The following is a 14,615-nucleotide window of genomic DNA, read 5'->3' on the forward strand; positions in this document are numbered from 1 at the left end:
GTACGCCGGTGCGAACCCCGCGCGGTCAATTCCCGCATTGCCTCACATCGCCACCGGCGGGAGCCGTACGGTGGAGACACCGGCACAGATCTTGAGTCCGTGGGGAGAGAGGGCCTGGCCATGGACCATGGCACCGACAGGGCTGGGCAGGGCACGGTGACCGAACCAGCCGAGCCCGGCCGCGTGCCCCTGGCCGTCGTCGTGGTCGACCGCGACGGCCTCGTGTCCCACTGGAGCCGCGGCGCGCGGCGCCTCTTCGGCGTCCCCAAGGACGAGGCGATCGGCCGCACCGCCCTCGACCTGCTCCCCGTCTCCGGCGCACTGCCCGACGAACGGGACACCATCCCGTACGCCGCCGGTGACGGACTCGGCCCCGACCTCGAATCCTCCCTCGAGGGCGGGCTCTCCTACCCGGCCGCGGGCCGGGCCCGGCTCACCGCCTCCGGGGACGGCCGCGTCGACGTCCTGTGGTGGGCCTACCCGCTGGTGGGCCCCGGCCCTGAGCGGCTGCTCGTGCTGGCCGCCGACGCCGAGGGACTGCGCGCGGGCGACGGGGCGTTCGAGCGGATCGCGCCCGGCTTCGCGCTGCACACCGACTTCCCCGGGGCGGAGGACCTCGCCCGCCGGCTCCCCGAGATCCTGCCCAGCATGAGCGTCGGCGAGAGCGCCCGCATCGTCGCCCAGATCCTCGAACTCGGTTACCCCATCCTGGAGTTCAGCCAGCACGACCGGGTGCCCGTCACCCCCGACTGGGGAGTGGCCCGGCGCGCCGAACGCAAGGCACGCCGCGAACGGGCCGCGCGGGCCCTGGCCGCCGGCGAACCCCTGCCGGCGGACCTGCGCGACGAGGGCGAGGACCTCGAATACGCCGCCGTCCGTGAGCGCCTGGAATTCCTCAACGAGGTCAGCGGCCGCATCGGCACCTCCCTCGACCTGTCCCGCACGATCGTCGAGGTCAGCAGGGCCGTCGTGCCCCGCTTCACCGACGTCGCCGGCACGTACCTGCGGGAACAGGTCGTCGCCGGCGAGGGGTTCGAGGACGGCGTGCCCGACACCACCACCATGTGGCACCGGGTCGCCCTGGAGCACACCGACGAACCGGGCCGCTGGGACGACGTCGTCCCCGTCGGCGAGGCCATGCCGTTCCCGGCGCACACCCCGTTCTTCCAGTGCATGACCAGCGGCGAACCCGTCCTCGTGCCGCGCATCAGCGAGGAGATGGGGCACGCCATCGCCGCGCAGTTCGACAAGCGCGACATCCGGCCCCTCATCACCGGCCGCTCGATGCTGGTCGTGCCGCTGAAGGCCCGCAACGTCGTCCTCGGCTTCATGATCCTGCTGCGGCACCCGGAGCGGCCCGTCTTCAACGACATGGACCGCGTCACCGGCGCCGAACTCGCCGCCCGCGCGGGCCTCGTGCTCGACAACGCGCGCATGTACACCTTCCAGGAGAACGTCGCCGAGACGCTCCAGGACAGCATGCTCCCGCACATCCCGCCCCGCATGGCCGGCTGTGACATCGCCACCCGCTATCTGCCGGGCACGCTGCTCGGGCGGGTCGGCGGCGACTGGTTCGACGCGGTGAAGCTGCACGGCGGGCGCACGGCCCTCGTCGTCGGCGACGTCATGGGCCACGGCCTGAACTCGGCAGCGATGATGGGCCAGTTGCGGACGGCCGTGCAGACCATGGCCGGGCTCGACCTGCCGCCGGCCCAGCTGCTGCGCAACCTCGACGACCTCGCCCAGCGCCTCGGTGACACCTACCTGGCGACCTGCCTCTACGCCGTCTACGACCCGATCGCGAGCGAACTCCACCTCGCCAACGCCGGGCACATCCCGCCCGTCCTGGTCCGTGCCGCGGACGGCCGCAGCGAACTGCTGGACCTGCCCACGGGCGCGCCCATCGGCGTCGGGGGAGTGCCCTTCGAGGCGATCCGCGTGCGCGTCGAGCCCGGCGACCGCCTGGTCATGTGCACCGACGGACTGGTCGAGGTGCGCGGCGAGGACATCGGGGTGGGCCTGGCGACGCTCTGCGAGTCGGCCGCGCACCCGGCCGCGTCCATGGACGACGCCTGCGACACCATCATCCGCGCCCTCGCTGTGACGTTTTCAGAGGCGGGCCGCGGCGGCCGCAAGGACGACGTGGCGCTGCTGATGGCCCGCCTGAGCGGCATCGAACCGGACGACGTGGCCGAATGGCGCCTGGCTCTCGACCCGGCCGAGGTGAGCCGGGCCCGCGCGGCGGTCCGCGAGCAACTGCACGACTGGGGCCTGGCGAAACTCGTCGCGCCCGCCGAGCTGATGGCCGGTGAACTCGTCACCAACGCCGTACGGCACTCCCACTCCCGGCCCGTAACACTGCGCCTGGTCCGCGGCGACACCCTGCTGTGCGAGGTGGACGACGACGACCATGAGCTGCCGACCCTGCTCAGCGCGGGCCCGCTCGACGAGGCCGGACGCGGTCTGCGCGTCGTCAGCACGCTGTCCCGCGAGTGGGGGACCAGCCGGACCACGTCCGGCAAGACGGTGTGGTTCGAGCTGACGCTGCCGCGCCGCTGAACATCTCCGGGCCGAACGGGGCGTGAAGGTACGTGCCGCGTTCTTGTGGCCGGGGCCGGGGCGCGATACACCGTACTCGCCCGCCGTATGGCGGGATTCGTTCGCACCCTGGGGAGTGGACCATGAGCGTGACGAGTCGGTACCGGGAGGCGTGGGAGGCGTTCTGGCAGGAGGCGTCCGCCGATCCCGGGGCGGTGTTCTGGGACGCGGAACCGGTCCTGACCGTGGGCCCGCATCTCGCCCTGTTCGAGCCCTACCTTGCCGATCCCGCGCTGCCGATGGTGGACCTCGGCTGCGGCAACGGCACCCAGACCCGCTATCTCGCCGACCGTTTCCCGCGGGCCCTGGGCGTCGACCTGTCCGCCGCGGCCCTCGACCACGCCCGGCGCTCCGACCCCGCGGGCCAGGCCGCCTACCGGCAGCTGGACGCCGCCGAGAAGGAAGAGGTCCAGGCGCTGCACGCGGAGCTCGGCGACACCAACGTCTATGTGCGGGGCGTCCTGCACCAGTGCGATCCGGACGACCGGCAGTCCCTCGTCGACGGGATCGCCACGCTGGTCGGCGACCGGGGCCGAGCCTGCCTGGTGGAGCTCTCGGGCGCCGCCAAGCAGGTCCTGATGGGGCTGGCGGGCGGCCCGGACGGTCCGCCGTCCAAGCTCGCACCGGTCCTCCGGCACGGCCTCACTCCCGGCGAGGTCTCGGACGAGGCCGTGCCCGAGTATCTGCGCTCGGCCGGTCTCACCGTCCTGGCGAGCGGCCGGCTGCCGCTCAGGACCACGGAGTACCGCCCGGACGGCACGCGCATCGAGCTGCCCTCCACCTGGCTGGTCGCGGGGCGCACGGCCTAGCCGCCTCACCGTGCTCGTCGCCGACCTGCCGATCCGTCGGTGACCACCTCGTAGCCCGTTCCGTCCGCAGCGCGTAACGTGACGAACCATGAAGATCTCCGCCCTGGACGGCTCGTCATGAGAATCCTCATCAGCGCCGACATGGAGGGCGCCACCGGCGTCACCTGGCCCGACGACGTGGTGCCGGGCGCCTCCCAGTGGGAGCGCTGCCGGTCGCTGTTCACCTCCGACGTCAACGCCGCCGTCCTCGGCTTCCACGACGGCGGCGCCGACGAGGTGATCATCAACGAGGCGCACTGGTCGATGCGCAACCTGCTGCTGGAGCAGCTCGACGACCGCGCCCAGCTGCTCACCGGCCGGCACAAGACGCTGTCCATGGTCGAGGGCGTGCAGCACGGCGACATCGACGGCATCGCGTTCGTCGGCTACCACGCGGGCGCCGGCATGGAGGGCGTCCTCGCGCACACCTACCTCGCCAACTCGATCACGGGTGTGTGGCTGAACGACGTACGGGCTAGCGAGGGGCTGCTCAACGCCCATGTCGTCGCCGAGTACGGCGTGCCGGTCGTGCTGGTCACCGGGGACGACGTCGCCTGCGAGGACGCGCTCGGGTACGCGCCCGAGGCGCTGAAGGTCGCGGTGAAGGACCATGTGTCGCGCTACGCGGCGGTGTGCCGCACCCCCGGTCGCACCGCGGCCGACATCCGGGCGGCGGCCAAGGAGGCCGCCGCACTGGCGGTGCGTCACGAACCCGTGCACGGCGGCCCGTTCACCGTGGCCGTCGAGTTCGACGCCGAGCATCTCGCGATGGCCGCCACCGTCGTCCCGGGTGTGGAACGGATCGGGGAGCGGAAGGTGGCGTACACGAGCGGGACCATGTACGAGGGCATCCGCGCCTTCAAGGCGGTCACCACGATCGTCTCGGCCGCGGTGGAGGAGCAGTATGGCTGAGCAGGTGGACGAGCAGGCGCTGGACGAGGTCGTGACGTACACGTCCGACCTCATCCGGATCGACACCACCAACCGGGGCGGGGGTGACTGCCAGGAGCGGCCCGCCGCCGAGTACGCCGCGGCCCGGCTCGCCGACGCCGGGATCGAACCGACGCTGCTGGAGCGCACCAAGGGGCGGGCCAACGTCGTCGCCCGCATCGAGGGCACCGACCCCTCGGCCGGTGCCCTGCTGCTCCACGGGCATCTGGACGTCGTGCCCGCGGCGGCCGCCGACTGGAGCGTGCACCCGTTCTCCGGGGAGATCCGCGACGGGGTCGTCTGGGGGCGCGGCGCCGTCGACATGAAGAACATGGACGCGATGATCCTGGCCGTCGTGCGCGGCTGGGCACGGCAGGGCATCCGGCCCCGCCGGGACGTCGTCATCGCGTTCACCGCCGACGAGGAGGCCAGCGCCGAGGACGGCTCCGGGTTCCTCGCCGACCGGCACCCCGGCCTGTTCGAGGGCTGCACCGAAGGCATCAGCGAGTCGGGCGCCTTCACCTTCCACGACGGCAACGGGCGGCAGATCTACCCGATCGCGGCCGGGGAACGCGGCACCGCCTGGCTGAAGCTCACCGCCCGCGGACGCGCCGGGCACGGCTCCAAGGTCAACCGGGACAACGCCGTGACGCGTCTGGCGGGCGCGATCGCGCGGATCGGCGCACACGAGTGGCCGCTCAGGCTGACCCCGACCGTGCGCGCCGCCCTCACCGAACTCGCCGCGCTCTACGGCATCGAGAGCGACCTGACCGACGTGGACGCACTGCTGGAGAAGCTCGGTCCGGCCGCGAAGCTCGTCGAGCCGACCCTGCGCAACAGCACCAACCCGACCATGCTGGACGCCGGTTACAAGGTCAACGTCATTCCCGGCGAGGCCGTGGCGCACGTGGACGGCCGGTACATGCCCGGCGGCGAGGAGGAGTTCCGCAGCACCCTCGACAGGCTCACCGGGCCGGACGTGGACTGGGAGTTCCACCACCGCGAGGTCGCACTGGAGTCGCCGGTGGACTCGGCGACCTTCGCGGGCATGCGGGCCGCCATCGAGGAGTTCGCACCCGAGGGGCACGTGGTGCCGTTCTGCATGTCCGGCGGCACCGACGCCAAGCAGTTCTCCCGCCTCGGCATCACCGGCTACGGCTTCACCCCGCTGAAGCTGCCGGACGGCTACGACTACGCGGCCATGTTCCACGGGGTCGACGAACGGGTACCGGTCGAGGCGCTGCACTTCGGTGTCCGCGTACTCGACCGGTTCCTGCGGACGGCCTAGGAGAGTGGGGGAGACGGTGCGGACGCTGGCCTACGGGGAGTGGCCCTCGCCCATCGACGCGGCCCTGACCGCCGCGCACGACGGGCACCCGGAGTACGTGGGGTTCGTCGGCGACGAGGTGTGGTGGACCGAGCCTCGCCCCGCCGAGGGCGGCCGGCGCACCCTGGTGCGGCGGCACGCCGACGGCCGGGAGGAGTCGCTGCTGCCCGCGCCGTGGAACGTGCGCAGCCGGGTCATCGAGTACGGCGGGCACCCGTGGGCCGCGGTCGCGGGGGACACCGGACCGCTGGTGGTGTTCGTGAACTTCGCCGACCAGCGGCTGTACCGCTGCGAGCCGGGCGGCGAACCCCGACCGCTCACCCCCGTGTCCTCCGTCGGTGCCGGCCTGCGCTGGGCCGAGCCGCTGCCGTTGCCCGAGCGGGGCGAGGTGTGGTGCGTGCTGGAGGAGTTCATCGGCGACGGACCCACCGACGTGCGCCGCGTCCTGGCCGCCGTCCCGCTGGACGGATCCGCCGCCGAGGACCGGGAAGCCGTACGTGAACTCACCGACGGGCGGCACCGGTTCGTGACCGGACCGAAGCTCTCGCCCGACGGGAGGCGGGCCGCCTGGCTGGCCTGGGACCACCCCAGCATGCCGTGGGACGGCACCGAACTGCTCCTCGCCGACCTCGCCCCCGACGGCACCCTGCGGGGCGCCAGGACCGTGGCCGGCGGGCCCGGTGAGGCCATCGCCCAGGCCGACTGGACCCACGACGGCCGTCTGCTGCACGCGAGCGACCGCACCGGCTGGTGGAACCTCTACCTCGACGGGGAACCGGTGTGCCCGCGCGAGGAGGAGTTCGGCGGGGCCTTGTGGAAGCTCGGTTCGCGATGGTTCACGCCGCTGGAGAGCGGTCTGATCGCCGTCGTGCACGGCCGGGGCGCCACCGCCCTCGGCATCCTGGATCCCGAGACCGGCGAGGTCGTCGACGCGGCCGGACCCTGGACCGAGTTCGCCCCCACCCTCGCCGCCCACGGTGAACGGGTCGTCGCCGTCGGCGCCAGTCCGCGCAGCGCCCACGAGGTCGTCGAGCTGGACGCCCGCACCGGCCGGGCCCGGGTGGTCGGCGCCGAGCACGACGACGCCGTCGACCCCGCGTACTACCCCGAGCCGCAGATCCGCACCTTCACCGGCCCCGACGGGCGCGACATCCACGCCCACATCTACCAGCCGCACCACCCCGGCTGCGTCGCGCCCGGCGACGAACTGCCGCCCTACGTCGTCTGGGCGCACGGCGGGCCCACCGGCCGCGCGCCGCTCGTGCTCGACCTGGAGATCGCCTACTTCACCTCGCGCGGCATCGGCGTCGCCGAAGTGAACTACGGCGGCTCCACGGGGTACGGCCGCCCCTACCGCGAGCGGCTGCGCGAGCAGTGGGGCGTGGTCGACGTCGAGGACTGTGCCGCCGTCGCCCTGGCCCTCGCCGACGAGGGCACCGCCGACCGCGGCCGGCTCGCCGTCCGGGGCGGCAGCGCGGGCGGCTGGACCGCCGCCGCCTCGCTCACCACCACCGACGTCTACGCGTGCGGCACCATCAAGTACCCGATCCTGGACCTGGCCGGCTGGAGCACGGGGGAGACCCACGACTTCGAGTCGCGGTACCTGGAAGGCCTGATCGGGCCGCTCGACGAGGTGCCCGCCCGGTACGCGGAACGCTCGCCCGCCGCCCACGCCGACCGCCTCACCGTGCCGTTCCTGCTGCTCCAGGGCCTGGACGACGTGATCTGCCCGCCCGTGCAGTGCGAGCGGTTCCTGGCCCGGCTGGAGGGCCGCAAGGTGCCGCACGCCTACCTCGCCTTCGAGGGGGAGGGGCACGGGTTCCGCAGGGCGGAGACCATGGTGCGCGCCCTGGAGGCCGAACTCTCCCTCTACGCCCAGGTGTTCCGCCTGGACCCGCCCGCCGTCCCCACTCTGGAGCTCAGCAAGTGAACCAGCTGGTCCGACCGCCCCGGCTCGCCCCCGGCGCCCGCGTCGCCGTCGTCGCGCCCAGCGGGCCGGTGCCCGAGGAGCGGCTCCAGGCCGGGCTCGACATCCTGCGCGGTTGGGACCTCGACCCTGTGGTGACGCCCCATGTGCTGGGCAGAAACCGGGAGTTGGACTACCTGGCCGGCACGGACGAGCAGCGCGCCGCCGACCTCCAGAACGCCTGGTGCGATCCCTCCGTCGCGGCCGTGCTGTGCGCCCGGGGCGGCTACGGGGCGCAGCGCATGGTCGACCTGATCGACTGGACGGCGATGCGGGCGGCGGGCCCGAAGGTGTTCGCCGGGTTCAGTGACGTCACCGTCCTGCACCAGGCCTTCGCCACCCGCCTGGGTCTGGTCACCCTGTACGGTCCCGCGGCCGCCGGCATCGACTTCCTCAAGACCGCCCGCGCCCAGGAGCACTTGCGGGCCACCCTCTTCGAGCCGGAGTCCGTGCGGACCGTCACGGCCGTGCCCCCGGGCGGCACCGCACTGGCCCCCGGCCGCGCCCGGGGCGTCACCGTGGGCGGCTGCCTGAGCCTGCTCGCGAGCGACCTCGGCACCCCGCACGCCCACCCCGGGGCACAGGGCGGGCTGTTGCTGCTGGAGGACATCGGGGAGAGCCCGTACCGCCTGGACCGGTATCTCACCCAACTCCTGCGCACCGGCTGGCTCGACGGGGTCGCCGGGATCGTCCTCGGGTCGTGGGCGGGGTGCGGCCCGTACGAGGAGCTGCGTACGGTCCTCGCCGACCGGCTCGGCGGCCTGGGTGTCCCGGTCGTGGAGGAGTTCGGGTTCGGCCACGGCGAGGGGGCGCTGACCATGCCCCTCGGGGTCGCGGCCGAACTCGACGCCGGGGCGGGCACGTTGACGCTGGACGTACCGGCCCTGAGCTGAGCGGCGCGCTGCTGAAAACCTGTCAAGAAACCTTCGTTTCGGTGATTGACGGCTCCTGACACGTGTCACTCCATGACTACCGGCCAGTACCTACTGGTCGGAATGTGGTGCCGGCTTCTGACACTCGACTGGGGACCCCGGGGCAGCACGGTTACTGTGGCGGGGTGCCGCACCACGCATCCCGCCACCTCGCCGAAGGCCCCCGGGTGGGGATCCGCCACTTCACCTACGAGGACGGTGCCGAGTTCACCGCCCGCGCCCGGGAGAGCGAGGACCTGCACCAGCCGTGGCTCTTCCCGCCCACCACGGCGCAGGCCTACACCGCCTACGCGGGCCGGCTGATCGAGGACCCCTCCAAGGCCGGGTTCCTGGTCTGCGAGAAGAGCGACGGCGCCATCGGCGGGTTCATCAACATCAACAACATCGTCCAGGGCGGCTTCCAGTCCGGCGCCCTGGGCTACGGGGCCTTCGCGCACGCCGCCGGGCGGGGGCTGATGCGCGAAGGCCTTGACCTCGTCGTGCGGTACGCGTTCGGCCCGATGCGGCTGCACCGGCTGGAGATCAACGTCCAGCCGGGCAACGCCGCGTCGATCGCCCTGGCCCGCGCCTGCGGGTTCCGCCTGGAGGGCTTCTCGCCGAAGATGCTCTTCGTCGACGGGGCCTGGCGCGACCACGAACGCTGGGCGATCACCACCGAGATGGTCACCCCGACGGGGCACTGATCCCCGGTTGCGACGCCTACGCCTGACGGTCCACGTACTCGTAGATCGAGCCGTCCGGATGCAGGGCGATCAGGTTGCGGCCAGCCGGTGAGGCGATCGGGCCCGCCACGATGTGGGCCCCCAGTTCGGTCAGCACCTTGTGGGTCTCCTCGACGTCCGTCACGGCGATCGTCGCGGTGACCTTGCGCAGCACCTCCAGTTCGGCCGGGGGTCCGCTCATCAGCAGGAAGCAGCCGACGGCCGCCACCTGGACACCTTCCCGCTCGAAGCGCTGGGCTCTGCCGCCCGCCAGCCGCTCGTAGAAGGGGATCGCGGTCTCGAGGTCGTCGACGCAGACGCGCAGTGTGGCACCCAGAATCTCCATGTGGCTGAGCCTAGTTACGCGCAAGGGGGCGAGGGTACCCGGCCGGGCATGAAGCCGTTGCATCACCTGGAGCATCTGGACAAGCACCTGGTCGACGAGCTGGCACAGGTGGCGCGCGAGACCGTGCGGGACGAACTGCGCGAGCAGGCGCGGGGGCAGCGCCGCAAGGCCGCGCTGTACGCCGCGTCCGGCGCGCTCGCCCTGTACGCGGGCGCCGCCCTCGCCCTCGCCGTGGGACTGGCTCTCGCCCTCGGCCTTCCCGACTGGGCGGCCGCGCTGATCACCGCCGTGATCCTGGGAGCCCTGGCCTACGTGCTGCGCGGCATGGCCCGGCCGTCCCGGCCGGGAGCGGACCACGCGGCCGGCATGGCACCGGGCGGGGCCGGCGCCCGTCAGAGCGCGGCCGGGGCCGTCGGCGGCATGCCGTATCCGCCCGTGCCGCCGGCCCCGCCCGCCGGAGCGGACGCCCCGGGCCCCGTGCCGCCGCGGCCGTCCGAGGCTCCGGACGTCCCGCACCGCGGAGCGTGATGCCGGGTGCGGACGGCGGGAACCCCGCGCAAGCGCGGCCGTGTGGTCGTGGTGACCGGCGCCAGCGGGGGCGTCGGACGGGCCACCGTCCGGGCCTTCGCCGCCCGCGGCGACAGGGTCGCCCTGCTCGCCCGCGGGCGTGAGGGACTCGCCGCGGCGGCGGACGAGGTGGAGCGCGCCGGGGGCGAGGCGTTCGTCGTCCCCGTGGACGTCTCCGACGCCAAGGCCGTCGACGCCGCCGCCCAGCAGGTCGTCGACGCGTACGGCCACATCGACGTCTGGGTCAACAACGCCTTCACCGGCGTGTTCGCGCCGTTCACGGAGGTCGAGCCGGACGAGTTCCGGCGCGTCACCGAAGTGACGTACCTGGGTTATGTGTTCGGCACCCGGGCCGCCCTGCGGCACATGCTGCCGCGCGACCGCGGCACGATCGTGCAGGTCGGATCCGCGCTCGCCTACCGGGGCATTCCGCTGCAGTCGGCGTACTGCGGGGCCAAGCACGCGATCCAGGGGTTCAACGAGTCGCTGCGCTGCGAACTGCTGCACGCCCGCAGCGGGGTGCGGACGACGATGGTGCAGCTGCCGGGCCTCAACACCCCGCAGTTCGACTGGGTGCTGAACCGGATGCCCGGGCGGGCACGGCCCGTGGCGCCCGTGTACCAACCGGAGGTCGCCGCCCGGGCGATCGTGCACGCGGCGTCGCACGCGCGGCGCCGCGAGTACTGGGTGGGCGGCTCCACGGCCGCCACGCTCCTCGCCAACGCCGTGATCCCCGGACTGCTGGACCGCTACCTGGCCCGCACCAACGTCGACGCCCAGCAGGAGGAGGGCCGGCCCGAGGGGCCCGCGAACCTCTGGTCCCCGGCGGACGGCGCGCACGGGCGGGACTTCGGCGCGCACGGGCGCTTCGACGACGAGTCCACCGCCGGGGGCCCGCAGCAGTGGCTGTCGCGCAACCGCGCCCGGCTGGGAGCGGCCCTCACAGCGGGAGCGGGCGTACTGGCGTTCCGCAGGCTGGCCGGGCAGGCCCGCCGCTAGTCCGCTGGTCCGCTACGCGTCGGCGGCGACCTCTTCGGCCGTGTCCTCGGTGGTGTCGAGGAACCGGAGCAGCACGGCCGCCTCCGCCCGGAGCCGTTCGGCCCGGGCGGCGTGTGCGGGCGCGGTCAACTGCGCGGCCGCCGCCAGCCGTTCGGACGCCTCGGTACGCACGATGTCCGCCACGGCACGCTCATCGAGCTCGCACCGGGCCGCCTCGGTGGCGCCGACGCCGACCGGCGAGGCCTCCAGGGCGCCGGCGCGGGGGACGGTGTCGACGGGTACCGCCTCGGCGTTGTCCAGGGCCGCCAGAGTGCCCCGCAGGGCACTCACCGCGGCCTTGTCCCGGGCCCGCATCGCTTCCGGCAGGGCCTCACGCATACGTAGACGAACAGACATGCGGGCGACTCTAGGCGACCCGGCACGCCCCGCCCGGGAATGTCAGACGGCCTGCTGGAGCTGGGGCAGCACCTTCGTACGGTAGAAGTCGAAGAAGCCGCGCAGGTCCGGGCCGATCTGGTTCACGTAGACCCGGTCGAAACCCGCGTCGGCGAACTGCTTCAGCTCCGCCACGTGCTCGTCCAGGTCGTCGCCGCACACCCGGTTGCCGCGCACCATGTCCTCGGTGACGAGCTGCTGCGCCTGCTCGAAGTGCTTCGGGGAGGGCAGCACCTGGCCGAGCTCGCCCGGCAGCTGTTCGTTGGCCCAGAGCCGGTGGACGGTCCGTACGGCCTCGTCCTTGTCGGTGTCGTAGCAGACCTTGGTGCCGCCGCTGACGAGCTTTCCGCCGCCTCCGCCCTTGCGGTACTGCTCCACCATCGCCTCGTCCGGCATCATGGTGATGTAGCCGTCACCGACGCGGGAGGCCAGCTGCGTCGCGGCGGGGCCGAAGCCGGAGATGTCGATCGGGATCGGCTCGTCCGGGACGGTGTACAGCCGGGCGTTCTCGACCGTGTAGTGCGGCCCGTGGTGGTTCACCTCCTCGCCGGTGAACAGCCGGCGCATCACCTGGATCGCCTCTTCCAGCATGTCCAGCCGGACGTGCGCCGGGGGCCAGTGGTCGCCCAGGATGTGCTCGTTGAGCGCCTCGCCGGAGCCGACGCCGAGCCGGAAGCGGTTGTTCGTCATCACCGCGCTGGTCGCCGCGGCGTGCGCCACCACCGCCGGGTGCATGCGCACGGTGGGGCAGGTGACCGCCGTCTCGATCGGCAGGGACACCGCCTCGGACAGTGCGCCGATCACCGACCACACGAACGGGCTCTGGCCCTGCTCGTCGTTCCACGGGTGGTAGTGGTCCGAGATCCACAGCGCCTGGAAGCCGGCCTGCTCGGCCATCCGCGCCTGCTCGATCAGCTCGGCGGGTCCGTACTGCTCGCACGAGAGGAAGTAGCCGTACTCGGGCATGGGGGAGTGCCTCCGCGACGTCGGCGGTCCGTGTCCCGCACCGGGTACCCGGGGGCGCGGCCGGAAACCGGCGGCGGGCGGGCGGCTGGAAACCGGCGGCGGGCGGGTGAGCGGGCCCGGCCGACGTTTGGCCGCGCTGGCCAAGGGGACGCGGAAGGCTCCCGAGCCACGCGACAGCGCCGGAGGCGAGCGACCGTGAGTCGACCCCGCATCCTGATCGTCGGTGCCGGCTTCGCCGGGTACCGCACCGCCCGCACCCTGTCCCGCATCACCCGGGGCCGGGCCCACATCACCCTGCTGAACCCGACCGACTACTTCCTGTACCTGCCCCTGCTGCCCCAGGTCGCCGCCGGCATCCTGGAGCCGCGCCGGGTCACGGTCTCCCTCTCGGACTCGCTGCCGGACGTCCGGCTGGTGCTGGGCGAGGCCGACCGGATCGACCTGGACGACCGCACCCTGCACTACACCGGCCCGGAGGGTGAGGGCGGCACCCTCGCCTACGACCGGCTGGTGCTCGCCGCGGGCAGCGTCAACAAACTGCTGCCGATCCCCGGTGTCGCCGAGTACGCGCACGGCTTCCGCGGTCTTCCCGAGGCGCTGTACCTGCGCGACCACGTGACCCGGCAGGTGGAGCTCGCGGCGTCCTCGGACGATCCCGCCACGTGCGCCGCGCGGTGCACCTTCGTCGTGGTCGGGGCGGGATACACCGGCACCGAGGTCGCCGCGCACGGGCAGATGTACACCGACGCGCAGGTGCGCAAGCACCCGCTGCGGCGAGGAATGCGACCGCGCTGGATGCTGCTGGACGTGGCGCCGCGGGTGCTGCCGGAGATGGACGAGAAGCTGTCCGCCACCGCCGACCGGGTGCTGCGGCAGCGGGGCGTGGACGTGCGCATGGGGACCTCGGTGAAGGAGGCCACGCACGACGGGGTCCTGCTGACCGACGGCGAGTTCGTCGAGACCCGGACGCTGGTGTGGTGCGTGGGCGTGCGTCCCGATCCGCTGGTGGAGTCCCTCGGGCTGCCCATGGAGAAGGGGCGGCTGCTGGTCGATCCGCATCTGCGGGTGCCGGGCCGGCCGGAGCTGTTCGCCTGCGGGGACGTGGCCGCGGTGCCGGATCTGGAGAAGCCGGGGAGCTACACGCCGATGACCGCGCAGCACGCCTGGCGGCACGGCAAGGTCGCGGCGGAGAACGTCGCCGCGTCACTCGGTCTCGGCGGGGCGCGCACGCCGTACCGCCACCGCGATCTGGGCTTCGTCGTCGACCTGGGCGGGGCGAAGGCCGCCGCCAATCCGCTCGGCGTGACCCTGTCCGGCGTACCGGCCGGCGTGGTGACACGGGGCTACCACCTCGCCGCGATGCCCGGCAACCGCGTGCGGGTCGCCGCCGACTGGCTGCTGGATGCCGTACTGCCGCGCCAGGCCGTGCAGTTGGGGCTCGTACGGTCCTGGTCGGTGCCGCTGGACACGTCGTCGCCCGAGCTGGCCCGGGTGCCGGGCGGGCCCGGGCAGCGGCAGGACGCGAGCGCCCGGTCCGGTCCGGGGGCGGCGCTCGCGTCCGACACCGGCGACGGGGACACCGGCGCCGGAGGGGCGGGCCGCGCCCGGCCCCACGATGAGCCCGCGAAGGGGCAGCCCGGATCCGGACCGACGCAGGTACGGCCCGGATCCGGGGCCGCGGAACCACGCTCCGAGGGGGAAACGGCCAAGGGCCGCCCGACCACGGGCCGCCACGGCTCCGGACCCACGGAAGTGCGAACGGAGGCCGAGACGGCGAAGGGCCGCCCGGCCCCGGGACCCGGCGGCGGACCGGCCGGGAATCAGGCGGGCGGTGAGCCTGCGCGGAGTCAGCCCGGTGGTGAGCCGGCCAGGAACGAGCCCGGTGGTGAGCCCGCGAAGAATCAGCCGGGTGGTGAGCCGGCCAGGAACCAGCCCGGCGGCGAGCCCGCCAGGAACCAGCCCGGCAGCGAGCCCGCGAAGAACCAGCCCGTCCCCGCACC

General features: G+C 73.4%; 13 protein-coding genes. 10 read left to right on the forward strand and 3 right to left on the reverse strand.

Features of this window, described 5'->3' with window-relative positions:
* Positions 1-120 precede the first annotated feature (120 nt).
* The 7 genes from K4G64_RS10705 to K4G64_RS10735 all read left to right on the forward strand — a co-directional run bounded on the left by K4G64_RS10705 (position 121) and on the right by K4G64_RS10735 (position 9,284).
* Entirely contained in the window at positions 121-2,559 is a 2,439-nt protein-coding gene (locus K4G64_RS10705) for a SpoIIE family protein phosphatase (protein ID WP_221755789.1), read from the forward strand.
* Positions 2,560-2,681: 122 nt separating this feature from the next.
* Positions 2,682-3,407, forward strand: a complete 726-nt coding sequence (locus K4G64_RS10710) for a class I SAM-dependent methyltransferase (RefSeq protein WP_221755790.1) — start codon at positions 2,682-2,684, stop codon at positions 3,405-3,407.
* 117 nt (positions 3,408-3,524) lie between these two features.
* Positions 3,525-4,358: a M55 family metallopeptidase gene (locus tag K4G64_RS10715; protein WP_221755791.1), complete on the forward strand. Its 834-nt coding sequence runs from the start codon at positions 3,525-3,527 to the stop codon at positions 4,356-4,358.
* On the forward strand, positions 4,351-5,664 hold the full coding sequence (locus K4G64_RS10720; protein WP_221755792.1) for a M20/M25/M40 family metallo-hydrolase: 1,314 nt from the start codon (positions 4,351-4,353) through the stop codon (positions 5,662-5,664). Before K4G64_RS10715 ends, K4G64_RS10720 begins: the two co-directional genes overlap by 8 nt.
* A gap of 4 nt (positions 5,665-5,668) precedes the next feature.
* The gene (locus K4G64_RS10725) at positions 5,669-7,633 is read left to right on the forward strand and encodes a prolyl oligopeptidase family serine peptidase (RefSeq protein WP_221755793.1); all 1,965 of its coding nucleotides are present in this window, start codon (positions 5,669-5,671) and stop codon (positions 7,631-7,633) included.
* The gene (locus K4G64_RS10730; RefSeq protein ID WP_221755794.1) at positions 7,630-8,562 is read left to right on the forward strand and encodes an LD-carboxypeptidase; all 933 of its coding nucleotides are present in this window, start codon (positions 7,630-7,632) and stop codon (positions 8,560-8,562) included. Before K4G64_RS10725 ends, K4G64_RS10730 begins: the two co-directional genes overlap by 4 nt.
* 164 nt (positions 8,563-8,726) lie before the next feature.
* A complete protein-coding gene (locus K4G64_RS10735) occupies positions 8,727-9,284 on the forward strand; it encodes a GNAT family N-acetyltransferase (protein WP_221755795.1) in 558 nt (185 codons plus the stop codon).
* Between the two features lie 16 nt (positions 9,285-9,300).
* Here the strand turns inward: K4G64_RS10735 and K4G64_RS10740 are convergent, their stop codons facing one another.
* Entirely contained in the window at positions 9,301-9,648 is a 348-nt protein-coding gene (locus K4G64_RS10740) for a VOC family protein (protein ID WP_221755796.1), read from the reverse strand.
* A 48-nt stretch (positions 9,649-9,696) separates the two neighbouring features.
* Between K4G64_RS10740 and K4G64_RS10745 the strand changes: the two genes are divergently transcribed.
* On the forward strand, positions 9,697-10,176 hold the full coding sequence (locus K4G64_RS10745) for a phage holin family protein (RefSeq protein ID WP_221755797.1): 480 nt from the start codon (positions 9,697-9,699) through the stop codon (positions 10,174-10,176).
* A 6-nt stretch (positions 10,177-10,182) separates the two neighbouring features.
* Positions 10,183-11,214, forward strand: a complete 1,032-nt coding sequence (locus K4G64_RS10750) for an SDR family oxidoreductase (protein WP_221755798.1) — start codon at positions 10,183-10,185, stop codon at positions 11,212-11,214.
* Positions 11,215-11,226: 12 nt separating this feature from the next.
* Here K4G64_RS10750 and K4G64_RS10755 read toward each other — a convergent pair whose 3' ends face one another.
* Both K4G64_RS10755 and K4G64_RS10760 read right to left on the reverse strand, forming a co-directional pair.
* Positions 11,227-11,568: a hypothetical protein gene (locus tag K4G64_RS10755; RefSeq protein ID WP_221755804.1), complete on the reverse strand. Its 342-nt coding sequence runs from the start codon at positions 11,566-11,568 to the stop codon at positions 11,227-11,229.
* A gap of 84 nt (positions 11,569-11,652) precedes the next feature.
* On the reverse strand, positions 11,653-12,615 hold the full coding sequence (locus K4G64_RS10760) for an LLM class F420-dependent oxidoreductase (protein WP_221755799.1): 963 nt from the start codon (positions 12,613-12,615) through the stop codon (positions 11,653-11,655).
* Positions 12,616-12,810: 195 nt separating this feature from the next.
* On the opposite strand from K4G64_RS10760, the gene K4G64_RS10765 reads away from it, so the two are divergent.
* On the forward strand, positions 12,811-14,615 hold a 1,805-nt coding region (locus K4G64_RS10765), incomplete at its 3' end, for an FAD-dependent oxidoreductase (protein WP_221755800.1).

The organism is Streptomyces sp. WAC04114 (assembly GCF_019733245.1).
In the GTDB taxonomy this organism is placed as follows: Bacteria; Actinomycetota; Actinomycetes; order Streptomycetales; family Streptomycetaceae; genus Streptomyces; species Streptomyces massasporeus_A.